The sequence below is a fragment of the Yersinia sp. IP36721 genome (genome assembly GCF_003634395.1).
GTDB classification, from domain to species: Bacteria; Pseudomonadota; Gammaproteobacteria; order Enterobacterales; family Enterobacteriaceae; genus Yersinia; species Yersinia entomophaga.
Map to the genome: position 1 here is coordinate 116,278 of NZ_QCZL01000002.1, position 23,036 is coordinate 139,313.

The following is a 23,036-nucleotide window of genomic DNA, read 5'->3' on the forward strand; positions in this document are numbered from 1 at the left end:
CGCGTCGGGCAAGCGTCATATCACTCTGATGCACAAATCCCTTAAATAATTCAGGGCATAATGAATGCCCTGCATAAGAGAAATATTTCTAACTCAGGCAATACGTTGCGAGCGTGGCTCTTGCCACGGACGTATCACCACCGGAATAGATTTGGACGTTGGCGTATGGGTTTGATCGCCAAAACTTGATAGCGGGACTAATGGATTGGTTTCCGGATAATAGGCCGCCAGATTGCCACGGGGAATGTCATAACTGACCAGTTTAAAACCGTTAACCTTACGGGTAATACCGTCATTCCACAGCGTTTCAATTTCTACCTGATTACCATCCGCCAAACCTAAATCCGCCAAATCCTGCGGGTTGATAAACAGGACTTCCCGCTGCCCATAAACGCCCCGATAGCGATCGTCCAATCCGTAAATGGTGGTGTTGTATTGATCGTGAGAACGAAGGGTTTGTAGCACGAAAGGCGCGTTGGTATTGCCAATCTGCGGGAACAGACTGTTTGGTAAAGGCGCGTCGCTGAACTCGGCTTTTCCGCTGGCAGTGGCGAATTTCAATTCGGCGGCGGTACTGCCGAGATAGAAACCGCCCGGCTGCTCGCAACGGGCGTTAAAATCGCTAAAACCCGGCACTGTGGCGGCGATATGGTCGCGAATCAAGTGATAATCGTCCGCTAACGCTAGCCAGTTCAGTTTATCGCAGCCCAGCACTGCATCGGCGATGGCACAGACAATGGCGGTCTCCGAACGTTGGCTATCGGACAGCGGTTTACCCACGCCTTCAGAAGCGTGCACCATGCTAAAGGAGTCCTCTACGGTGATGTATTGCGAGCCGGTGGCTTGCATATCTCGTTCGGTACGCCCCAACGTCGGCAGAATTAAGGCGTCGGCACCGGTCACCAAATGGCTGCGATTCAGCTTGGTGCTGATATGCACGGTTAAATCACAGCAGCGCAGCGCCTGAGCGGTCCGTTGGGAATCCGGTGCGGCGGCGGCCAGATTCCCACCCAGGGCTATCAAAACTTTCACTTCACCACGCAGCATGGCTTCCAGCGCTTCCACGGTATTGTGACCGGCTTCTCTCGGCGGAGTGAAATCAAAGTGTGCGGCCAGTCGATCCAACATAGCGGCGGACGGTTTTTCGTCGATACCCATGGTTCGGTTGCCCTGTACGTTGCTGTGACCACGTACCGGACACAGGCCCGCTCCCGGTTTACCGAGCTGACCGAACAGCAACTGCATGTTGGTCATTTCCCGCACCGTGGCCACGGAGTGCTTGTGCTGAGTAATGCCCATTGCCCAAGTGAAAATAACCCGTTCGGCATGCTGGTAAACCCGTGCAGCGTGGCGCAGCTGCTCTTCGCTCAAGCCTGATTGTTGGGTGATTTTCTGCCAGGAGGTGCGGTCGACGGCGGCAAAGTAGGCGGAAGAGCCTCGCGTATGCAGATCGATAAACGTCTGATCGAAAATGCCGTCTAACCCCATAGAGATCTGTTCGCGATGCGTTTCCAGCAGGGCTTTCACCATACCGCGCACCGCCGCCATATCACCGCCTAAATTCGGCTGATAATAGGATGAGCTGATCGGAGAAGACTTCGGCGTAAGCAGCTCAATCGGGTTCTGCGGGTCGGCAAAACGCTCCAGACCGCGTTCCCGCAGCGTATTAAAACTGACAATGCGCGCGCCGCGATCCTTGGCGTGACGCAGGCTGTGCAACATTCGCGGATGATTGGTGCCGGGATTTTGGCCAAAGACAAAAATGGCGTCCGCCCGTTCAAAATCTTCCATACGAATGGTGCCTTTACCCACGCCGATACTTTGGCTTAGCCCGGTGCCGCTGGCTTCATGGCACATATTCGAACAATCAGGAAAATTATTCGTACCCAGCATTCGGCCAAACAGTTGGTATAAATAGGACGCTTCGTTACTGGCGCGACCGGAGGTATACAACTCTAACTGATTCGGATTATTCATCGCGCCGATGTGATGGGCAATCAACCCCAACGCTTCTTCCCAGCTTACCGGGCGATAGCGGTCGCTGCTGGCATCGTAGCGCATTGGGTGGGTAATACGGCCTTGGTATTCCAGAAAGTAATCGCTTTGCTGGCTAAGCGTTGTCACGGTATGCGTGGCGAAGAATTCTGGATCGACGGCTTTGCGCGTAGCCTCCCAACTGACGGCTTTGGCACCGTTCTCGCAAAAACTGAAGGTGCTGTGATTATCATCACCCCAGGCACAGCCGGGACAGTCAAAACCTTTGACCTGATTGACCCGCAGCAGATTACGGATATTGGCAAGCGCACGTTTGCTGTCCAGCACAAAACGGGTCGTAGCTTCCAGGGAACCCCAACCACCGGCTGCGGCAGTATAAGGTTTGATCGATGGTTTGAATTTCATGATTAATGGCCGCAGATGTTGTTTCGAATAAGTAAATTATTATTTAAATACTTGAGAATAATTTGTCACAAGTCTAGTGCGGCGGCGGGAGGGCGTCTAATCGAATGCCGCAATCGCGGCATAGAGGATATTTATCGCGGTAAAATAGCGTTGATTTGGGATGAGGCTAGGCTGTGAAGCGCGGCTTTGCGGGATAGCAGGGCGAACATCATCAGTTTTCCGGGTAAACCTTATCTTTAAATTCGCATAAATCTTCAATAATGCAGGAACCACAGCGAGGTTTACGGGCAATACAGGTGTATCTGCCGTGTAAAATCAACCAGTGGTGACAGTCCTGCTTGAACTCGGCGGGCACGACTTTCAGCAACTTTTCTTCAACCTGATCGACATTCTTACCAGGGGCAAAGTGGGTGCGGTTACAGACCCGGAAAATATGGGTATCGACGGCGATAGTCGGCCAACCAAAAGCGGTGTTCAGTACCACGTTGGCCGTTTTGCGGCCCACCCCCGGCAGTGCTTCCAGTGCCGCCCGATCCTCCGGTACTTCCCCCTGATGTTTTTCCAGCAGAATGCAGCAGGTTTTAATCACATTTTCCGCTTTGGTATTAAACAGCCCAATGGTTTTGATATAGGACTTCAAACCGTCCACGCCCAAATCCAGTATGGCCTGCGGCGTATTCGCCACCGGATACAGCTTGGCGGTAGCTTTATTGACGCTGACATCAGTTGCCTGTGCCGATAGCAACACCGCAATGAGTAGCTCAAACGGGCTGGTAAACATCAATTCGGTGGTTGGGTGCGGATTGTTCTCGCGCAGGCGAGTCAAAATCTCGATGCGTTTCTGTTTATTCATCAGGCTTTCTCAACCATTCCTTTGGGCACCGCCTCAGCGGCGACTCGCCGGGCTTTACGGGCTTTCATTTTTTCATCAATCACATATTTTACTGCCAGTAATAATCCGAGGCCGATAAAAGCGCCGGGCGGCAGCATGGCCAGAAGAAACGGACTATCCAGATGCACGATTTGAACCCGCAGCACCTTAGCCCAGTTGCCCAGCAGCAGATCTGCGCCGTCGAATAGGGTGCCGTTGCCCAGAATTTCCCGCAGCGAACCGAGAACAAACAGAGCGCCGGTTGCGCCTAACCCCATTGCCAGCCCGTCCAGCGCCGAGAGCCCGATTGGATTTTTGGCAGCATAAGCTTCGGCGCGGCCAATCACGATACAGTTGGTCACGATAAGCGGAATAAAGATCCCTAAAGACTGATATAAACCAAAGGCATAAGCATTAATCAGCATTTGAACCGTGCTCACTACCGAGGCGATAATCATCACGTAAATAGGGATGCGAATCTCGTTTGGCACCCAACGGCGTAGGGCTGAAACGGCCGTATTGGTACAGACCAGCACCAACGTCGTCGCCAGCCCCAGCCCAAGGGCGTTAGTCGCGGTGGAGGAGACCGCCAGCAAAGGGCACAGCCCCAGCAATTGCACCAGCGCAGAGTTATTCTTCCACAACCCTTGCACCATCAAATTCTTAGCTTCACTCATTGTTCAACTCCGCAAGTTGGCAGGGTAGACAGCCTGGCTGGCAGGGTTTCCATAAACAGCGCGGTATTTTTAACGGCGCGAACTACCGCCCTTGGGGTGATGGTGGCACCGGTAAATTGATCGAAAGTACCGCCGTCTTTAATGACTGCCCAGCGCTTATCGTCTTTGCCTTCAACCTGTTGATTACTGAAACGGGTAATCCAGTCAGAAATGCGAATATCAATTTTATCTCCCAACCCAGGCGTTTCGTGATGTTCCATCACCCGGCTGCCGAGGACTTTACCTTGAAAATCTGCGCCAACCAACAGCTGAATAGCACCGGAATAGCCATCTGGCGCGGTACTCTCTATGGCGGCGGCAACGGGCTTGCCGTCTTTACGCGCCAGATACAGGCGATGTGGCGCGGTGTTGCCTAAAGCTGGATCTGTGACAACGTAACACTCACCCTGCATATCGTTATCGTATAACTCTGCGGGAACCACTTGATCTAACAATGCCTTCTGCTGCAAGGCTGCCTGATGAGCAATGGTATTTTGTGTCAGGCTGTTCACTACGGCGGTCAGGCCGGTGGCCAGCGCGGCAAAGACGGCCAGCGTCACGCCGTGACGTTTCATGGTAGCTAGCATGGCACTCTCCTTACTTGTGGCCGTAAACGCGTGGCTGGGTGTAATGATCGATCAACGGCACGGTGATATTCGCCAGTAGCACGGCAAAGGCGACGCCGTCCGGATAGCCGCCGTAAACGCGAATTAACCAGACCAGCAACCCGATCAGTGCGCCAAAAATCAGGCGACCACGCGGTGTCGTGGAGGCGCTAACCGGATCGGTCGCAATAAAGAAGGCCCCCAGCATGGTCGCGCCAGAGAACAAATGCAGCAATGGTGAACCGAAGCTTTCCGGTGCCAGCAGCCAGCTTAATCCGGCGCAGACGCTCAAAGACAGCAGAAAACTGAACGGAATATGCCAGTGAATGACTTTTCGCCACAGTAAGAACAGGCCGCCGCCTAAAAAGCCAAGGTTAATCCACTGCCAGCCTAAACCGGCCAGAACGCCGCCAAATAGCGGTTGCTGTAGAATTTCTCTCGCCGGCAGGCTGCGCAGCGAGGTTTTGAAGCTGTCCAACGGCGTCGCCTGGCTGACGCCGTCATAGCCTAGCTGTAAATCACGAATGCTCGCGCCTTGAGAGGTGTGGCCGGTAAAAATGGTCAACAGACTGTCGTAAAAACCAATGCTATTGGCTTGCAGGCTGATCGGGGGCATCCAGCTGGTCATTTGCACCGGGAAAGAGATCAGCAACACCACATAACCCACCATCGCCGGATTGAAAGGATTTTGCCCTAAACCGCCATACAATTGCTTGGCAATGACGATCGCAAAAAAGGTGCCCAACACGATCATCCACCACGGAGCCAGCGGCGGCAGGCTAATTCCCAGTAGCAAACCGGTAAGTAGCGCAGAATTGTCGGCCAGCCGCGTTTTAATCGGCTGTTTACGTAAAGCCAGCACTGCACTTTCGGTCAGCACTGCGGTTATCATGGCCAGCACCATCTGAATCAGGCTACCAAAACCGAAGAAATAGGTCTGAGCGGCGATGCCGGGAAGACAGGCCAGCATCACCAGCACCATAATGCTGCGGGTGCTGCGCTGATTATGAGTGAAAGGGGAACTGGCTATTTGTAACCCTTTGGTGAGGGTGTGTTGCACTGGCCTGAATTTCATGAAGTTACAACCATAGGTTCGTATCGGTAATCAAGGTTCTTAACGTTGTTGTGCGCCGCCGGGCGGGGTACTTGCCGGGGAAACACACTTGGCCATTAGGGATATATTGGGCTGGCGCATTCTACCCTAATCACGGCAAGGGTAATACGTCTTAATTATAAGGGTATTATCCCGATAAAGGAGAAATGATTAAACGATGCTAATCGGAAGGTGATTATTCGCAGTGTACATTTCTCTTGCATTTCTGCACTAATTAGTGACAACGCGTTCGGTAAAAATGCACTTTTATTTATGTGGCTACCGGTTTGTTACTTAAAAGTAATGAAAGTCGCATCAAAAAAGCAAGGCTTGTATATTAATGTAAATCAACTAACACCCTGTATTTATACGTATTATTTGTTGATTTTAGCCTTGGCTAAAAAACCATTGGTTTCAGGTCAGATTAATGTAGTATGCAGTGTAATTATATATTTGAAGATCTCAGTAATGATGAACGAAGACGTATTGTTTATTGAAGAACTTATTGAATGGATCGAAATTAATTTAGAGAAAAGACCGACGTTGGATGATGTTGCCAAAATCTCGGGTTATTCAAAATGGCACCTACAACGGAAGTTTAAAAGTATTGTCGGCCTGCAACTGGCGTCTTATATCCGTGGTCGGGTTTTGACTCGCGCGGCGGTGGCGCTGCGTATTTCTCGCCGTCCTATCATCGAAATTTCCGATGCGTTGGGCTTTGACTCGCAGCAAACTTTTACCCGTACGTTTAAGAAACGTTTTGGCACCACGCCCAACCATTTCCGTCTACAGGATAAATGGAACGTAGAGGGCATGATCCCGCGCTTTAGTTTCTATGAGAACTATACGCCGGAGATTAAACCTCTGACGCTGGAAGCCAAAGAGCTGGTCGGTATTACTCGCCGTCTGAACTTTGATGAACGTAATCTATGCAGCGGACAGCATGCGTCCTGCATGGCAATGAAGGATGAGATTCTGCTCGATTTCTTTAAGGAGATGAATTTCACCAGCCAGCGGATTTATGCGGTTTTCTCAGTCGATCCTGACGAGCGAGATCAAAGCAGCTTCTATTACTCAACGGCGGTAGATAAAGATCAGCGCCATGAGTTGCAAGGTAATAGCGAAACCAACAGTTTCACCATCCCAGGGGGGGAATTTCTGTCTATTTCTCATCAGGGTAGTGCGAAGGAATGCGTGAAGTTTTCTTCTTATTTGTTCAATGAGGTTTTGCCGAAGATTCGAGAGGAAGTGAAGGGCAGCATTGAGATGGAAGTGATTGAAGTAGAGCACTGTCATTCGGAAGCGAAAATGCGTGATATCGACGTGGTATATCAGTATTTGATTTCCGTAGATTAATCCAGTTTTCACTCCCCCGCATCTGATCGTTCGGCCATCCAAGTAACGGGATGGCCGATGACGCTGATTTTACGAAGATATTGCTGATTTTTCTGCGGCTTTTTTGGCTTTGACTCTGGCAATGGCTGCCGCCACCGCCGCTTTACGCGGATCGTCCGTCGGGTTATTCACGGCTTCGCTGACGACGGGAGTGACGCTGGCATCTTGTTGACTCTGCGCGGCTTTCTTGGCTTTGACTCTGGCAATAGCCGCCGCTACCGCCGCTTTACGCGGATCGTCCGTCGGGTTATCCGCGGGTTCGCTGGTGACGGGAGTGGCGCCGTCATCTTGTTGATTTTGCGCGGCTTTTTTGGCTTTGACTCTGGCAATGGCTGCCGCCACCGCCGCTTTACGCGGATCGTCCGTCGGGTTATCCACGGCTTCGCTGGCGACGGGAGTGACGCTGTCATTTTGTTGATTTTGCGCGGCTTTTTTGGCTTTGACTCTGGCAATGGCTGCCGCCACCGCCGCTTTACGCGGATCGTCCGTCGGGTTATTCACGGCTTCGCTGACGACGGGAGTGGCGCTGTCATCTTGTTGATTTTGCGCGGCTTTTTTGGCTTTGACTCTGGCAATGGCTGCCGCCACCGCCGCCTGACGATCGTCGGTTGATTCTGGTGTAGACGTTGTCGCTTCGCGTTTTTCTGCCTGACGTGCTCGAGCCTGTGCTTTTCTGGCTTCTCGAGCGGCGATGATGGCACTGTTATCTGGCATTTCACCTGGTTGTACGTTAATCGCTGTGTCGGAAGATTTCTGCGCCGCAATTCGCTCCATCGCAGCCTGTACTGCCTGTTGATCGCTATCGGTCAATTTGACCGCTGCTTGTTTATGTCGTTGTTCTCTAGCCTGTTTTTCCCGTTCCAGACGAGCCTGTTTGGCCTCAAAACGCGCCTTGGCTTCGGCCGCTCGCGCAGCCTCCTGATCCAGCGCTTTAATTTCGGCTTTTTCTTTTCTGTAATACTGCACTAACGGAATATTACTCGGGCAAACATAGGCACAGGCACCACACTCAATACAATCAAACAGATTATGATTGCGGGCTTTTTCATGCTCTTCGCCGCGGCTGAACCAGTAAAGCTGCTGTGGCAACAGCCCCGCCGGGCAGGCATCGACACACAGCCCGCAGCGAATACAGGCTTCTTCCTGCTCGCTGATACCGATCTCGGTTTCAGCGGGAGCCAGAATACAGTTACTGATTTTGACTATCGGCACATCCAGACTTGGCAGCGTAAAGCCCATCAGTGGGCCGCCCATAATCACCATTGGCTGCGCTTGCGGAGTAAAGCCAGCCAGCGCCAGCAGATGGAGCACCGGCGTACCGATCCTGGCCCAGAAATTGCCGGGACGAGAAAGGGCGTCGCCGGTCAGAGTCACGACACGCTCAATCAGCGGTTCGCCGTCGATAATAGCTCTTTTGATCGCGACGACGGTTCCAACGTTTTGCATCAATACACCGATGGCTGAGGAATGCTTACCGAAAGGCACTTCCTGACCGGTCAGAATTTTAGTGAGCTGTTTGGCTCCGCCGGAAGGATATTTGGTCGGTATGACGCGTAACAGAATCGACGGATGGCCGGCCAACGACTGCTTCAGGGCTTCAATGGCTTCCGGTTTATTGTCTTCGATGCCAATCAACACCCGCTCAGGTTGTAGCAAGTGAATTAAGATATTGATTCCGCTGACCACTTCGTCGGCATGATCCTGCATCAGTCGATCATCGGCGGTAATATAAGGTTCACATTCGGCGGCGTTAATGATTAAGGTTTTAACGCCGTTTAAACCACCCTGTAATTTGCTTGCCGTAGGGAATCCCGCGCCGCCCAGCCCGGCAATACCGGCCTGATGAATACGTTCCAACAAATCGTGGGGCTGAGCCTGCTGATAATCGGGTAGGGGATGGCGTTCACACCAGCGGTCTTCTCCATCCGGTGTAATATGTACACAAAGCTCGGCTAAACCAGATGGATGCGCAGTCGTGTGTGGCGCAATCGCAGTGATCAAACCGGATGTCGGCGCATGAACCGGGACGGTGCGTCCGCGCCCAACGGTCAGCGGCTGACCTTTCAACACGTTATCGCCCGCTTTTACTCGTAGTTCGCCTTCCGGCCCTAAATGCTGCTGGAGCGGGATAATAAATTGATCGGGAAGCGGCGCAATACGCATGGGTACGCGGCTGGATTGCACTTTCATTTCCGGTGGATGAATGCCGCCATCAAAGTCCCAGATTTTATCTTTCTTACGCGGTGTAAATAGCTTAAACATGTTGCTCCACGTCGATCAATTTCACTGGAATAATCTGTGATGGGACGGTTTTCACCGGAATAGCGTTGAGATCCCACTTCCAGTTGGCGGTCGTGGTAGGAACCGGAATCATTTCAATACAATCGGTTGGGCAAGGATCAACGCATAAATCACAACCGGTACAGAGATCCGGCAATACTGTATGCATGGCGCGGGTTGCGCCCACAATGGCATCGACCGGGCAGGCCTGAATACACTTGGTGCAGCCAATACAGTTGCTTTCATCAATAAATGCCACTTTCCGCACCGGATTGGCCAGCGTTTCGTCGCCGTCCAACGGTTGCGGTTCTACGCCCAGTAAATCAGCCAGTTTAAGCATAACCTGCTCGCCGCCGGGGGCACATTTATTGATTTTTTCGCCGCTGTTGGAGACCGCTTCAGCATAAGGACGACAGCCGGGATAGCCACATTGGCCACACTGGCTTTGTGGCAGAAGCTCGTCGACCTGCTCAACGATGGGATCTTCGTCTACCTGAAACCGGCGCGCGGCAAAGCCTAGCACCACACCGGAAATTAGCGCTAGCATGCTGAGTGCGCCAATAGCAATCCATAACGACATCATTAGAATTTCACCAGCCCCGTAAAGCCCATAAAAGCTAATGACATCAGCCCGGCCGTAATCAATGCAATGGAGGAACCACGGAATGGCGCGGGAACATCGGCGACCGCCAGACGCTCGCGGATAGCCGCGAAGAGAACCATCACCAAAGAGAAGCCCGCCGCGGCGCTAAAACCGTAAACGGCTGATTGAAGGAAATTATGTGACTGGTTCACGTTCAGCAGGGCCACGCCCAATACCGCGCAGTTGGTTGTAATCAATGGCAAAAATATCCCCAGCAGACGATATAGCGCCGGACTGGTTTTGCGTACCACTAACTCGGTGAATTGCACCACTACGGCAATAACCAGAATGAATGCCAGCGTTCGTAAATAAACTAGCCCCAAAGGCAGCAAAATAAAGCTGTTCACCATCCACGCGCATACCGACGCCAGCGTCAGTACAAAAGTGGTTGCCAGCCCCATGCCGATAGCGGTTTCCAGTTTTTTGGAAACGCCCATAAACGGACACAGGCCAAGAAATTTGACCAGCACAAAGTTATTTACCAGAACGGTGCTAACGAACAAAAGCAGGTATTCAGTCATTGCGGAACCTAAAAAAATAAAAGCCGCCTATTATCCGAAATTGGCGGCCTGACGACAACAGATGAAATGCAGGGTTATTGCATTTTTCCCTCGATTTTATGGGGAATTAGTGCGTTGCGGCCTTAAATCTCCGTAAAAGTCCCTTTTACCCGAACAGATTTTTGCATATAGGGTACAAAGCAAGCTGCTGCCAACAGAGGCCAGCCGAGGGCTCTCAGGGCAACTTCATCGGAAATTGGTGCGAAGGCGAAGGCTTTCAGTGCCAGAAGAACCGTCAGCAACAGCCACAAAATAAACAGTTTAGGGAAACGGCGGGAACGGCTGCAAAACAGCCATAGCATCCACAGCGTGAAGCCCCACATAAACAGCGTTGTCACCACAGAAAAGTACCATTGAAGGGTAAATGCCTGTGAGTTGGCCATAAGGTATTCCCGCGACTCTGGTGTGACCACCGCCATAGCATACAGTGCCAACATCAACGTAGCGCTGAGCAAGGTGACAATCAGATAGGCCATTGGTGCCAGTAACCAACCGCCGATTCGCTGATATTCTTCAGAGTGAGACATGACAAAACCTTATTCTTCATTACGCATTAATGGCCGGATAACCGGCCAACAGATCGTTAGCTTAACCCGTAGATATGCCCTTCGTCATCTATATCAATATGATGGTAGGCAGGCAAACTACCTAGCCCCGGCATGGTCATGATATTCCCAGCGTAAACCCGAACAAAACCGGCTCCGGCGGATACGGCGCAAGAAGTAATCGGTAGCGTGAAGTCACGGGGAACGTTCTTTTTCGCGGGGTCTGCACTGATTGATAACGGCGTTTTAGCAACGCACAGCGGCAAGTGACCAAAGCCCTGCTCGGTAATATCCGCCAGTTGCTGGCGCGCCAGCGGGCTGAGCAGTACCTCTTTGGCTCCATAACGTTCGGCTAAACGGTTCAGTTTGGCTTCCAATGACATGTCGTTCGAATAAGGCAATTTCGGTGTATTAGGGTTGTCGCAGGCTGCCAGTACGCTGCGTGCCAGTTGCTCAGTGCCTGCACCGCCGGTGGCAAAGGCATGGCTAAGTTCGCAGGCCTGCGCTCCGGCAGATAAGGCGAAATCTTGCAGGAAGGCAAGCTCCTCCTCGCTATCGGTCGGGAAATGGTTTATGGCGACGACCACAGGTAAACCGTAGCTGGCGGCATTATCAATATGCCATTTCAGGTTAGCGCAACCCTTGGCGAGCAGAGGAATATTGCTGTCAGCAATTTCTGCTGGCAAAGACTGGCCCGGTTTAATGTCAAAATCGCCGCTGTTAGCTTTGAGGCTGCGTAACGTAGCCACCAGAACCACGCAGGAAGGAGCGATGCCAGATTGGCGATATTTGATATTGAAGAATTTCTCCATCCCCATATCTGAGCCAAAACCGGCCTCGGTGACGACACAATCTGCCAGTTGCAGGCCTAAACGATCGGCGAGTACGGATGAGTTACCGTGCGCGATATTGGCGAAGGGGCCCGCGTGAATCAACACCGGCGTTTGCTCGCTGGTTTGCATTAACGTTGGGTGAATACTGTCTTTCATCAACGCAGTCATGGCACCCGCTACGCCTAAATCATCGGCGGTAATAGGTTGACCGCTGGTGGAATAAGCCAGAATAATTCGGCCGATACGACGGCGCATATCCTGCAATCCCTCCGCCAGCGCGAGAATAGCCATAAGCTCCGAAGCGGCTGTTATTTCTACGCGGTCGGCTCGTTCCACGCCGTGGCTGCCACCTCCCACCCCTACGGTAATCTGGCGCAGAGCACGATCGTTATGATCCAGTACCCTTGGCCATAGAATGCGATGTGGATCGATACTTAGCCGTTCCATGCCGGTCTGCGGGCCGAAATCCTCACCTAGACGTTGTTCGTGGTAAAGGCGAGCGTCCAGTGCGGCGGCGGCCAGATTATGGGCTGAACTGATGGCGTGGATATCGCCGGTCAGATGAAGGTTGAGCTTTTCCATCGGTAAAACTTGCGACGCGCCACCGCCGGCGGCACCGCCCTTAACGCCAAACACCGGGCCAAGACTCGGTTGACGAATACAGGCGACACACCGCACGCCGAGTCGGTTGATGCCTTGGCTGAGCCCGATGGTTGTGACGGTTTTACCTTCGCCTAATGGGGTAGGTGTAATGCTGGAAACCAGGACCAATTTGCCCTGCGGCTTGTCGGCATCAATACAATCGATATCAATTTTAGCCATGTGCTTCCCATAGGGAATCAAAGCTTCATCGGCTACCCCAAGGCTGCGGGCGACGGCCTCAATAGGCAGCAAAGCAGGGGCAACGGGCTTGTTTTCAATCGTCGATAATTTTTGTGTCATGGCGATAGGTGTTCCTGTTATTTGGCGGCAGAGCAACTGGCTGAACATAACCCGTGAATTATGTCATAGACCGGAGAGGAAGCTTGGCAGCAAATCAACAAAATGCGAATCAACGCGAAAAATAAAAAGAAACTGATGTAAATAAACCGGGGATATTGCAGAGGACTTGTTTTGAACATATTTTAACCATCAGTGCCGAGGGCGATTTGTTGATAATAATCCTCAAATAAAAATATTAAAAAATAATGTATTAATAGCTGTTAACTTTCATTATTAATGCTTAATAAAGTTTTAATACTATTAAAGAAATGAAGTAGATAGAGAACAAGAAAAAATAACCAAAATCTGTCCATATCGATTGTGATTCCCCTGCCTTTACCCTGAAGCGGATCGAGTTTATGGCATTAAATTTATATGATGTGTTTTTATTTTAATTCATTAAAAACAATATGATAAAGAAATGGATTTATGATAAACCCTTAAAGTTGTATATTAAATGCATGTTTAAGGATATGATGATGCCTCGAACGATAGCCGATGGAACATTGATCACCGTTAGATTCAAACGATGAGCGAAGGAACGGCAATACATTCTAAATGATTTAGAACGAGGTAATGATGACGCAAATATCAATGTCAGATATGAAAGATAAAGGGCGTTTAATCACAGACTGGCGGCCGGAAGATGCTATTTTCTGGAAACTACGTGGTCAATTTGTAGCAAGACGGAATCTCTGGATTTCTATTTTCTGTCTGCTATTAGCTTATTGTGTCTGGATGTTATTTAGCGCATTGGCAGTTAATTTAAATCACGTCGGATTTTCATTTTCGGCAGACCAACTGTTTATGCTGGCCGCATTACCTTCGGTATCTGGCACGTTATTGCGGGTAGCTTATTCCTTTATGGTGCCAATTTTTGGTGGTAGACGCTGGACCGCGGTGAGCACGGGGTTTTTGATTATCCCCTGCGTGTGGCTAGGTTTTGCGGTGCAGAACCCCAAGACCACCTTTGAAACCTTCGTCATTATCGCTCTACTATGCGGGTTTGCCGGAGCCAATTTTGCTTCCAGCATGGGAAATATCAGCTTCTTTTACCCGAAAGATAAACAAGGGCAGGCGCTTGGTTATAACGGCGGTTTGGGCAATATTGGCGTAAGCCTGATGCAATTGGTGGTACCCATTGCTATTTCGGTTTCGTTGTTTAGCGCCTTTGGCAGCGCAGGGAAACTGATGCCCGATGGGGAAACGCTGTGGCTGGAGAATGCGGCGTGGATCTGGGTCATTCCCCTTGGCATCGCCACGCTACTGGCCTGGTTTGGCATGAACGATCTGGCGATGAACAAAACTTCCGTCGGCAAACAGTTCGGCATTTTGAAGAACCGCCATTTATGGGTTCTGGGATTATTGTATCTGGCGTCTTATGGCTCATTCATCGGTTTTGCCGCTGCTTTTGCCATGCTATCCACCATTGAATTCCCTGAGGTCGAGATACTCTATTACGCCTTCTTTGGCCCGTTTCTCGGTGCATTAGCGCGCTCCGTGGGCGGAATCATGGCGGATCGTTTTAGTGGCGTATTGGTCACCGCGCTCAATTTTGTTGTGATGGCGCTACTGATCCTGTTGTTGATTATGACATTACCGGATGCTAATAGTCCTGGCTCGTTTGTTGCTTTTTTCAGCGTCTTTATGCTGCTGTTTATCACTGCAGGGCTGGGCAGCGGTTCAACCTATCAAATGATCGCGGTGGTCTTTCGTAAAAGTACTGCCGACAAAATAAAAGCGCAGGGCGGCAGTCAGGAAGAAGCGGAGCGTCACGGCGTGGCTGATACCGCCACCGCTCTGGGCTTTATTTCCGTGATTGGTGCATCGGGTGGCTTCTTTATTCCGAAAGTCATGGGCTCGTCATTGGCAATGACCGGCTCGGTCTTTACAGCAATGTTGTTTATTTTTGTGCTTTATATTTTATCCATCACGATGACTTGGCTGGTTTATGGCAGAAGAAAAGGGTGTTAACGTCCGCCATAACGCCAGAGAAAAGTTGTTCAGTGTTTACAAAGAGGGTTATATGCAGGAACTCATTTGCTACAAAAAAATGCCGGTTTGGAACAGTCGCACGTTGCCTGCGATGTTCCAGGAAAAACACAATACCAAAGACGGTACCTGGGCCAAGCTGACGATATTGCAAGGCGAGCTGACTTTTTCATTGCTCACGGAAGACGGGGAAGACATTGAGTCCTTCATTTTTAGCAAGGTTAACCAGCCGAAAATGATCGAGCCGCAGGTATGGCACCGGATTGCGTCTTTCTCTGATGATATAGAATGCCAGCTAGAGTTTCTCTGCACGCCAGAAGATTTCTATCATAAAAAATACGCTTTGACGCCGACTCATTCGGAGGTTATCAACGCTGCCCGTCTGATAACACCTTGTAAAGCGATGGATTTGGGCTGCGGTTCCGGCCGTAATTCACTGTATCTCAATCTGCTCGGTTTTGATGTGGATGCCTGCGATCACAACGCTCAGTCGGTGGAATTTATTGATGAAATTATTGAAAAGGAAGGGCTGCAAAACATCCATACGCAGGTACGTGATATTAACGATCTGGTGATCGACGGTCAGTACGGTTTAATTTTATCTACCGTGGTGTTTATGTTTCTCGACCGTCAGAAGATACCGGCGATTATCGACAATATGCAACAATCGACTCAGCCTGGCGGTTATAACCTGATCGTGGCCGCGATGTCTACGGATGATTACCCGTGCAATATGCCTTTTTCCTTCACCTTTAAACACAATGAGTTGAAAGAATATTATCGGGATTGGACTATCGTGAAATACAACGAGGACCTTGGGGCTTTGCATAAGAAAGATGCAGAAGGCAACAGAATCAAACTGCGCTTTGCCACTTTATTAGCCAAGAAAGATTAGCCAAGAAAGGTTAGCAAAAAATGTTTGCGAAGAAAGATTAGCTAAACATGTTTACGAAAAAGTGAGTTAAGAATAATAGTTAGCCAAACATAGTTAGCCAAGGCAAACGAGTGTGCGAATCAATATCCGGTCGAGCGAATCAAGGGGGATAGGCTAAAAACGCAATGTCATTATGGATAAATAGCATGATGAATAAACGCAATGACGCTCTCAAAGTCGCTGTGCCGTATATTGAGCGTTTGCGATAGCTATAGCCTTAAAGGAATAAGGCGCAATAAAAACGCTCTGGCCACTACGGAGCAGAGCGTTTTTTCATCGTCATGATGTTATTTGCGATTACGGTTTTAAAGCGATTAACCTCAGCGAGGTGGGCAACCGATATTTAGCGTTGATCGCCGTTGCTTTCAATCACTTTTTGATACCAGAAGAAGCTTTTTTTACGTTGACGCGCGAGCTGCTTTTGGTGATCAACGTAGACAAAGCCATACTGCTTCTGGAATCCATTAAGCCAGCTGAGCAAATCGATAAATGACCAAGGGTAGTATCCGCGTACATCCGCCCCTTGCTTGATTGCATCTTCAATAGCACCGATATGCTGGTTGAGATAATCAATACGATCGTCGTCCACCACTTCGCCATCGATAATAGGATCTTTAGCGCCTAAGCCATTTTCGGTGATGTAGATCGGAATATCACCATAACGGGCTTTGATATTCATGATGCCTTCGGTCAGACCTTGAGGGTAGATTTCCCAATCCCAGTCGGTGTAAACGCCGTTTGGATTACGGACAAACTTGAACAGTCCTTTGAAACCGAATTCATTACCCTGCTGGTGGCCTGCGCCTTTTTGCCCGGTTGTATTAATCTTTAGCTGAGTATCCTGATTATTGGCGGCGATAGTCTCGCGCTTATAGTAATTCAAGCCAATAAAGTCGCAGATATTGCTGCGTAACAGTGCGTCATCCCCTGGTGCAAACCTCGGAACTCCCCAGATAGCCTGAGCTTGCTCCAGCAGCTCGGCAGGATATTCGCCTTTCAGCACAGGATCGTATAGCCAGTGGGTGAAAATGCCTTCAGCCAGATTGAAAGCCGCCATATCTTCCGCAGAGTGGCTCAGCGGTGTATGGGTTTGCAGCACGTTCACAAAACCAATCTTCCCGTCGATACCGCAGGAACGGAAAGCCGCTACTGCTTTAGCGTGAGCCACAAATACGTGGTGACAGGCTTGAATGGCGCGCGCAGGTTCCTGAACGCCCGGTGGGTGCGCGCCAGTAATATATCCGAAACCAATGAAACACACAGTTTCATTGAATGTTGACCAGAGTTTGACCCGATCACCGTATGACTCATAGCAAAGGCGAGCATATTCTTCGAAAGCATCGGCAGTACTGCGAGCTTCCCAGCCGCCTTCATCCTGTAATGCTTGAGGTAAATCCCAGTGATACAGGGTAATCATTGGCTCAATGTTGTGTTCCAACAAAGCATCGATCAAATCGCTATAGAATTTTACGCCGGCTGGATTGACTTCCCCACGGCCCGTAGGTAACAGGCGAGGCCAGGAAATAGAGAAACGGTAACTTTTCATTCCCATTTCGGCCATCAACGCGACGTCTTCACGGAAGCGATGGTAGTGATCTACGGCCACATCGCCGTTCGTTCCCTGATAGGTCGTACCCGGTAAATGGGAGAAGGTATCCCAGATGGAAAGGCCCTTGCCGTCGGCGTCGTAAGCCCCTTCAACCTGATAGGCGGCGCTGGCGGCGCCCCAGAGGAAATCTTTTGGAAAAGCAGACATAAAACATTCGCTCCACGTAAATTGAAAATGGGATCGTCCAATTTGTTAAGTTTAGTGTAAGCGGAATAGATTTATTCCTGCAACCGGTTTCTGAAACCGGTTGCAGGAAATGAATGTCACTTTGCGCAACATCAATTTTAATCGGTATGAAGAGAATTTCAGAAGAAAACAGAAAAATTCAGCATGTGTGGGAGCGATTTATCACCTTGTCAGATGGGTAACAACCGACTTTAAACATACCAGACAATCCAGTATGAGAACCTGATGCTAGTAAGCGTTTTTGCGGGAAGAACGCATAAGATTCTGAATAAATGAGGGGGAGGTTAACGCGGGTTGAGTGGGATGAATCACTGACTATTGACATCTAGATAGCTGATTAAGAAGGGCTTCGCGTCAATGATTTCCCGGTAGAGAGGAGCAATGTTATATCACCGCCGCAATATTGAACCTCATGATCTTTATCTATCGCATCGTCTATCGCATCGTCTATCGCGAGGACGGTATCACCTGGAGAATAGCGATCACATCGTGCGGATTTAGCCTGATTGTCCGGGTGGAAAGGGAATTAGCTCTTGTTCAGAGTGACATCATGGTGTCAAATCGATCCAGATTTAAAATAGAAAAAACTAATGGCGAGAGGATAAACGATGGCTGAAAATATTAGAGTTGGGTTGCTGGGCTACGGTTATGCCAGTAAAACCTTTCACGCGCCGCTGATTTCGGGGACTCCCGGCGTAGAATTTGCGGCCGTCTCCAGCAGCGATGCCAGTAAAGTGCACGCCGACTGGCCGTCGGTTACCGTGGTGAACGATGCTCAACATTTATTTGACGATCCGAGCATCGATGTCATTGTTATTCCTACTCCCAATGATACCCACTTTCCATTGGCGCAACGGGCGCTGGCCGCAGGCAAGCATGTGGTCGTGGATAAGCCGTTTACCGTGACGCTGTCACAAGCTAACGAGCTAAAACGCCTGGCAGATGAGGCCGGTTTGCTATTGTCGGTTTTTCACAATCGTCGTTGGGACAGCGATTTTCTGACGCTGAAAACCTTGCTGAAGGAAGGTGCGTTAGGAGATGTCGTGTATTTCGAATCTCATTTTGATCGCTTCCGTCCGGAAATTCGTCAGCGCTGGCGGGAACAACCCGGAGCCGGCAGCGGTATCTGGTATGACTTAGGGCCACATTTGCTGGATCAGGCGTTGCAGCTGTTTGGATTGCCGGAAACCCTTAATGTCGATCTTGGTTTGCTGCGTCCCGGCGCACAGTCGGTGGACTATTTCCACGCGGTATTAAGCTATCCTAGCCAACGTGTTGTGTTACATGGCACGGTGCTGGCGGCGGCAGAAACGGCGCGTTATATCGTTCACGGCACTAAAGGCAGCTATATTAAATACGGTCTGGATCCGCAGGAAGATCGCCTGAAAGCCGGTGAACGCCTACCTCAAACCGATTGGGGCTATGACATGCGTGACGGAGTCGTGACATTGTCACAAAATGGCGTATTGGTGGAACAGCCTTTGCTGACGCAGCCGGGTAATTATCCAGCTTATTATGCTGGCATTCGCGATGCCATTTTGGGTGTAGGCGAGAATCCCGTCCCTGCAACCGAGGCGATTACCGTAATGGAATTGATCGAACTGGGGCTGGAATCAGATAAACATAAGCAAGCGTTGCCGGTTAATCCCCGTTAGCACTAACCATTAATACAGGCTATGAGTAATAGCTTTCCTGCACTTTTGATAATTACGTCTATCGTTTAGGTCTATTATTGATGGTTTCCTCTGATTGATATTTTTTATTAATCGGAGGCATTTTGATTGAAGGAATACAGTGGCATGTCTTGGTTGCAACGCTTACGTATTGATACGTTTTTACTGGTATTAATTGGGGTGGTGATCATCGCCTCTTTTTTCCCCTGTGAAGGGGAAACCAAAGTGTGGTTTGAACGATTGACCACCGCGGCCATTGCGCTGCTGTTTTTTATGCACGGTGCTAAATTATCCCGCGCGGCAATAGTGGCCGGCATGGGGCACTGGAAGCTGCATCTGGTGGTATTCCTCAGCACTTTTGCGCTATTTCCGCTGTTAGGGCTGGGAATGAACGTGTTGGTGCCGGGAATTCTAACGCCAACGCTGTATTTGGGATTCCTGTATCTGTGCGCCTTGCCTGCCACGGTACAATCGGCGATTGCTTATACCTCGGTTGCAGGTGGAAACGTGGCGGCGGCGATTTGTAGCGCCTCGGCGTCCAGTATTCTCGGCGTTTTCTTGTCACCGTTGCTGGTGGGCGCGCTGATGCAAACTCAGGGCGGCAGTACAGATACCTTGCACGCCATTGGTTCTATCATCATGCAATTGATGGTGCCGTTTATCGTCGGCCATTTGTCCCGCCCACTGATCGCCAAATGGGTCGAGCGCCATAAAAAACTGGTCAATATAACTGACCGGTCATCGATTCTGCTGGTGGTTTATGTGGCTTTCAGCGAAGCGGTGGTGGAAGGTATCTGGCATCAAATCGACGGCTGGTCGCTGCTGGCGATTCTGGTGTGTTCGCTGGTGCTGCTGGCTATCGTTATTGTAGCGAATACGCTGGCTGCGCGTTGGCTAGGCTTTAATACCGCCGATGAAATTACCATTGTGTTCTGCGGCTCGAAGAAAAGTCTGGCCAACGGGATTCCCATGGCCAATGTACTGTTCCCGGCTTCCGTGGTCGGCGTAATGGTATTGCCGTTGATGATATTCCATCAGGTACAATTGATGGTGTGCGCGGTGCTGGCACAGCGTTACGCTCGTCGAGTGGCGCGTGAGCGGGATGCGAGCGGAAAACGGGAGCAGGGCGAAGCCTGAGTTCACTCATTTATCCACTGATTTTAATCATAAAAAAGGGTCAGATCATTTCCGGCCCTTTTTTTTTATTTTATCGTTTTCACCTGATGCGGGTTTACCGAGCTACACAGGCAAAGCCGTTAACCACGAATTTTATCGCGCAGCGCCTGCTTTTCCGCTTCACTGATAAAGGCCATCGTCAGGCCGTTTTCCTGAGCCTGACGAATTTCATCACGAGTCAGGCCCGCTGCAGGAGCTGCTACGTGGTACTCATTGGTAATTTCAATCCCCTGAACCGCCGGATCGTCGGTATTGATGGAAGCCAACACGCCGTGACGCAGGAAGGTCGCTAACGGATGTTTGGCTAAGGAAACCACGGTACTGGTCTGAATATTGGAGGTCAGGCAGGACTCGATACCGATATTGTTTTCTGCCAGATAATCCAGCAGGCGGGAGTCATCGATAGCTTTGACGCCGTGACCGATACGTTCCGCGCCCAGTTCGTGAATTGCCTGCCAAATGCTTTCCGGACCAGCGGCTTCACCGGCATGAACGGTAATGCGCAAACCCGCATCCCGCGCACGGTTGAAATGGTTGAGGAACAGCCCGCCGGGGAAGCCCCGTTCATCACCGGCCAAATCCAGCGCGGTAATGCCGTCACGGTGAGCCAGCAGGGCATCCAGTTCTTGCAGGCAGGCCTGCTCGCCAAAAGTCCGGCTCAGAATACCGATCAGACGAATATCAATGTCGCGATCGCGGCAGCCAGCCTGAATCCCATCAATGACCGCTTCAACCACACCGGCAACGGGCAGTTGGTGTTTCATCGCCATGTAATAAGGGGAAAAACGCAGCTCGGCATAGTGCAGACCGGCGTTAACCGCGTCCTCTACGTTTTCATACGCTACGCGGCGGCAGGCATCTAAATCGCCCAGTACCGCCACGCCCCAATCCAGTTTTTGCAGGAAGCTTATCAGGTCCGGTTCGGTTTTGGTGATTTGCACATGAGGGCGCAGCGCTTCTAACTCATTGGCCGGTAACGTCATATTGAACTGACGCCCCAGATCCAGAATGGTTTGGGCGCGAATATTGCCATCGAGATGGCGGTGAATGTCTGTCAGAGGAAGGCGGGAATCGATCATGGATGCACTCACTTATATTTATGAATGATATTTATTCTGGGTAAAGTGCAGAACAGTATAAAAACAAATGGATGAAAACATCCAGTGAGTTGCAGAAAAAAGAGATTCAGATCACACTTAATAAGCCGTTTTTTAATAAATTCGTTGATTGACGGCCCAAATAAGGCATATGACAGTGAAAAACACACCCTGCGTTAAGCAGGGTGTGAGGATGGGGGAAGGTTTACGATATATCAGCAGAAACTAGCGAAGCCTAATGATTACCGATGACAGCGTTCAAACCATTTATCAGTTTATCCATTCCGATTTCCACCTTACTGCGGGCGCAACCGACGTTAAGCCGTAGGAAGCCGCGGCCTTCTTCGCCGTAGGTAAAGCCCGGCATTATCGCCACTTTTTCCTGCTCAATCAGTACTTCCTGCAATTGGCGGTCGTCGATATGCAACGGGCGTAAATCAATCCACGCCAGATAGGTAGCCTGCGGCGGTTGCCAGTTAAGCTGCGGAAAGGCCTGATTTAACCGTTCCGCGACGTATTGCAGGTTGGCCTGTAAATAGGCGCGCAGCTCATCCAGCCAGGGCGCGCCCTGACGGTAAGCGGCAATATGTGCCACCAGCGCCAGCACCGCCGGGGAAGACAAACCGTCGCGACTTTTCAGCATGTTGCTGTAGGTTTCGCGGGTTTCACTGTCGCTGATAAAGCCGTAAGCGCCGGTTAACGCGGGAATATTGAAGGTTTTTGAACCCGATGTCAGCAGCGCCCAAGGAGATTGAGCCACCTGACTCCACGGCGTATGGGGCTGTTCTCCCCAGGTCATATCCATATGAATTTCGTCGCTAATGACCTTAACCTGGTGGCGTTCACACAGTTCGGCCATGTGCGCCAGTTCTTGCAGGCTCCACACTTTACCGGTTGGATTATGCGGGCTACACAGCAGCAGGATTTTGGTTTGTGGGCGCGCCAGCAGTGCTTCCAGATGAGCCATATCACAGTGCCAGTGATTATCCACTTTATGCAGTGGGCAAGATAATAACTGACGCTGATTGCCCAAAATCACCTTATAAAACGCATCATAGGCGGGCGTGTGAGTCACAACGTATTCACCCGGCGCAGACCAGCAGCGAATCAATTGCGCAACCATATAAATGACCGACGGGCCGTACACCGCCGTGGCGGTGTCGATACCGCATTGAAAACGTGCCTGATACCAATGGCGAATTGCCCCAAGAAAATCTTCGTGCTGCCAGCGGCTATAACCCAGAACGCCGTGCTCCAGACGTTGGATCAGGGCTTGCAGAATCACCGGCGCGGTAGGGAAATCCATATCGGAAATGGTAAAGGGCAGCAGGTCGGCGCTGCCAAAACGGTCGGCAATATAATCCCACTGGGTACACCAGGTACCGTGGCGATCTACCGGCGTGGAGAAATCAAACATCAGGCTCTCACTTTTTATCGATGAGGGAAA

General features: G+C 50.6%; 18 protein-coding genes. 5 read left to right on the forward strand and 13 right to left on the reverse strand.

The window, feature by feature from the left end:
• Window positions 1-93: 93 nt before the first annotated feature.
• The 5 genes from DBA33_RS02645 to rsxD form a co-directional block, all read right to left on the reverse strand.
• Window positions 94-2,400: an FdhF/YdeP family oxidoreductase gene (locus DBA33_RS02645; RefSeq protein WP_120805472.1), complete on the reverse strand. Its 2,307-nt coding sequence runs from the start codon at window positions 2,398-2,400 to the stop codon at window positions 94-96.
• A 211-nt stretch (window positions 2,401-2,611) separates the two neighbouring features.
• On the reverse strand, window positions 2,612-3,253 hold the full coding sequence (nth, locus tag DBA33_RS02650) for an endonuclease III (protein ID WP_064513691.1): 642 nt from the start codon (window positions 3,251-3,253) through the stop codon (window positions 2,612-2,614).
• Complete coding sequence (locus DBA33_RS02655) at window positions 3,253-3,948, reverse strand: electron transport complex subunit E (protein ID WP_064513693.1); 696 nt, start codon at window positions 3,946-3,948, stop codon at window positions 3,253-3,255. Before DBA33_RS02655 ends, nth begins: the two co-directional genes overlap by 1 nt.
• Entirely contained in the window at window positions 3,945-4,574 is a 630-nt protein-coding gene (gene rsxG / locus DBA33_RS02660; protein WP_064513695.1) for an electron transport complex subunit RsxG, read from the reverse strand. Before rsxG ends, DBA33_RS02655 begins: the two co-directional genes overlap by 4 nt.
• A gap of 10 nt (window positions 4,575-4,584) precedes the next feature.
• Window positions 4,585-5,667 carry an electron transport complex subunit RsxD gene (gene rsxD, locus DBA33_RS02665; RefSeq protein ID WP_120805473.1) on the reverse strand — a complete coding sequence of 361 codons (1,083 nt, stop codon included), beginning with the start codon at window positions 5,665-5,667 and terminating at the stop codon, window positions 4,585-4,587.
• Between the two features lie 486 nt (window positions 5,668-6,153).
• On the opposite strand from rsxD, the gene DBA33_RS02670 reads away from it, so the two are divergent.
• Entirely contained in the window at window positions 6,154-7,041 is an 888-nt protein-coding gene (locus DBA33_RS02670) for a helix-turn-helix domain-containing protein (protein WP_120805585.1), read from the forward strand.
• 69 nt (window positions 7,042-7,110) lie between these two features.
• On the opposite strand, the gene rsxC is transcribed toward DBA33_RS02670, so the two are convergent.
• From rsxC to DBA33_RS02695, 5 genes are all read right to left on the reverse strand, one after another.
• Window positions 7,111-9,342: an electron transport complex subunit RsxC gene (rsxC, locus tag DBA33_RS02675; protein WP_120805475.1), complete on the reverse strand. Its 2,232-nt coding sequence runs from the start codon at window positions 9,340-9,342 to the stop codon at window positions 7,111-7,113.
• A complete protein-coding gene (gene rsxB, locus DBA33_RS02680) occupies window positions 9,335-9,943 on the reverse strand; it encodes an electron transport complex subunit RsxB (protein WP_064513703.1) in 609 nt (202 codons plus the stop codon). The genes rsxC and rsxB overlap by 8 nt, the downstream gene beginning before the upstream one ends.
• A complete protein-coding gene (rsxA, locus tag DBA33_RS02685; protein ID WP_064513705.1) occupies window positions 9,943-10,524 on the reverse strand; it encodes an electron transport complex subunit RsxA in 582 nt (193 codons plus the stop codon). The genes rsxB and rsxA overlap by 1 nt, the downstream gene beginning before the upstream one ends.
• A gap of 122 nt (window positions 10,525-10,646) precedes the next feature.
• Window positions 10,647-11,090, reverse strand: coding sequence for a DUF2569 domain-containing protein (locus tag DBA33_RS02690; protein WP_064513710.1), 444 nt, complete (start codon window positions 11,088-11,090; stop codon window positions 10,647-10,649).
• A gap of 56 nt (window positions 11,091-11,146) precedes the next feature.
• Window positions 11,147-12,883: a formate--tetrahydrofolate ligase gene (locus tag DBA33_RS02695; RefSeq protein ID WP_162975152.1), complete on the reverse strand. Its 1,737-nt coding sequence runs from the start codon at window positions 12,881-12,883 to the stop codon at window positions 11,147-11,149.
• A 618-nt stretch (window positions 12,884-13,501) separates the two neighbouring features.
• Here DBA33_RS02695 and DBA33_RS02700 point away from each other — a divergent pair.
• Entirely contained in the window at window positions 13,502-14,896 is a 1,395-nt protein-coding gene (locus DBA33_RS02700; RefSeq protein ID WP_064518257.1) for a NarK family nitrate/nitrite MFS transporter, read from the forward strand.
• Window positions 14,897-14,948: 52 nt separating this feature from the next.
• Window positions 14,949-15,809, forward strand: coding sequence for an SAM-dependent methyltransferase TehB (tehB, locus tag DBA33_RS02705; protein ID WP_120805587.1), 861 nt, complete (start codon window positions 14,949-14,951; stop codon window positions 15,807-15,809).
• A gap of 382 nt (window positions 15,810-16,191) precedes the next feature.
• Here the strand turns inward: tehB and DBA33_RS02710 are convergent, their stop codons facing one another.
• Window positions 16,192-17,604, reverse strand: coding sequence for a family 1 glycosylhydrolase (locus DBA33_RS02710; RefSeq protein WP_064513712.1), 1,413 nt, complete (start codon window positions 17,602-17,604; stop codon window positions 16,192-16,194).
• A gap of 647 nt (window positions 17,605-18,251) precedes the next feature.
• On the opposite strand from DBA33_RS02710, the gene DBA33_RS02720 reads away from it, so the two are divergent.
• Both DBA33_RS02720 and DBA33_RS02725 read left to right on the forward strand, forming a co-directional pair.
• The gene (locus tag DBA33_RS02720) at window positions 18,252-19,298 is read left to right on the forward strand and encodes an oxidoreductase (RefSeq protein ID WP_120805481.1); all 1,047 of its coding nucleotides are present in this window, start codon (window positions 18,252-18,254) and stop codon (window positions 19,296-19,298) included.
• A gap of 144 nt (window positions 19,299-19,442) precedes the next feature.
• Window positions 19,443-20,453 (forward strand): bile acid:sodium symporter family protein, encoded by a 1,011-nt coding sequence (locus tag DBA33_RS02725; protein WP_120805483.1) that lies wholly within the window; start codon window positions 19,443-19,445, stop codon window positions 20,451-20,453.
• A gap of 119 nt (window positions 20,454-20,572) precedes the next feature.
• On the opposite strand, the gene add is transcribed toward DBA33_RS02725, so the two are convergent.
• Window positions 20,573-21,571 carry an adenosine deaminase gene (gene add / locus DBA33_RS02730; protein WP_064513719.1) on the reverse strand — a complete coding sequence of 333 codons (999 nt, stop codon included), beginning with the start codon at window positions 21,569-21,571 and terminating at the stop codon, window positions 20,573-20,575.
• A gap of 253 nt (window positions 21,572-21,824) precedes the next feature.
• A complete protein-coding gene (locus tag DBA33_RS02735) occupies window positions 21,825-23,006 on the reverse strand; it encodes a MalY/PatB family protein (protein ID WP_162975153.1) in 1,182 nt (393 codons plus the stop codon).
• Window positions 23,007-23,036: the final 30 nt, after the last annotated feature.

Coding starts and splice junctions, on each gene's coding strand:
- DBA33_RS02645 (WP_120805472.1), bottom strand. CDS start 2,400: ATGAAATTCAAACCATCGATCAAACCTTATACTGCCGCAGCCGGTGGT.
- nth (WP_064513691.1), bottom strand. CDS start 3,253: ATGAATAAACAGAAACGCATCGAGATTTTGACTCGCCTGCGCGAGAAC.
- DBA33_RS02655 (WP_064513693.1), bottom strand. CDS start 3,948: ATGAGTGAAGCTAAGAATTTGATGGTGCAAGGGTTGTGGAAGAATAAC.
- rsxG (WP_064513695.1), bottom strand. CDS start 4,574: ATGCTAGCTACCATGAAACGTCACGGCGTGACGCTGGCCGTCTTTGCC.
- rsxD (WP_120805473.1), bottom strand. CDS start 5,667: ATGAAATTCAGGCCAGTGCAACACACCCTCACCAAAGGGTTACAAATA.
- DBA33_RS02670 (WP_120805585.1), top strand. CDS start 6,154: ATGATGAACGAAGACGTATTGTTTATTGAAGAACTTATTGAATGGATC.
- rsxC (WP_120805475.1), bottom strand. CDS start 9,342: ATGTTTAAGCTATTTACACCGCGTAAGAAAGATAAAATCTGGGACTTT.
- rsxB (WP_064513703.1), bottom strand. CDS start 9,943: ATGATGTCGTTATGGATTGCTATTGGCGCACTCAGCATGCTAGCGCTA.
- rsxA (WP_064513705.1), bottom strand. CDS start 10,524: ATGACTGAATACCTGCTTTTGTTCGTTAGCACCGTTCTGGTAAATAAC.
- DBA33_RS02690 (WP_064513710.1), bottom strand. CDS start 11,090: ATGTCTCACTCTGAAGAATATCAGCGAATCGGCGGTTGGTTACTGGCA.
- DBA33_RS02695 (WP_162975152.1), bottom strand. CDS start 12,883: ATGACACAAAAATTATCGACGATTGAAAACAAGCCCGTTGCCCCTGCT.
- DBA33_RS02700 (WP_064518257.1), top strand. CDS start 13,502: ATGACGCAAATATCAATGTCAGATATGAAAGATAAAGGGCGTTTAATC.
- tehB (WP_120805587.1), top strand. CDS start 14,949: ATGCAGGAACTCATTTGCTACAAAAAAATGCCGGTTTGGAACAGTCGC.
- DBA33_RS02710 (WP_064513712.1), bottom strand. CDS start 17,604: ATGTCTGCTTTTCCAAAAGATTTCCTCTGGGGCGCCGCCAGCGCCGCC.
- DBA33_RS02720 (WP_120805481.1), top strand. CDS start 18,252: ATGGCTGAAAATATTAGAGTTGGGTTGCTGGGCTACGGTTATGCCAGT.
- DBA33_RS02725 (WP_120805483.1), top strand. CDS start 19,443: ATGTCTTGGTTGCAACGCTTACGTATTGATACGTTTTTACTGGTATTA.
- add (WP_064513719.1), bottom strand. CDS start 21,571: ATGATCGATTCCCGCCTTCCTCTGACAGACATTCACCGCCATCTCGAT.
- DBA33_RS02735 (WP_162975153.1), bottom strand. CDS start 23,006: ATGTTTGATTTCTCCACGCCGGTAGATCGCCACGGTACCTGGTGTACC.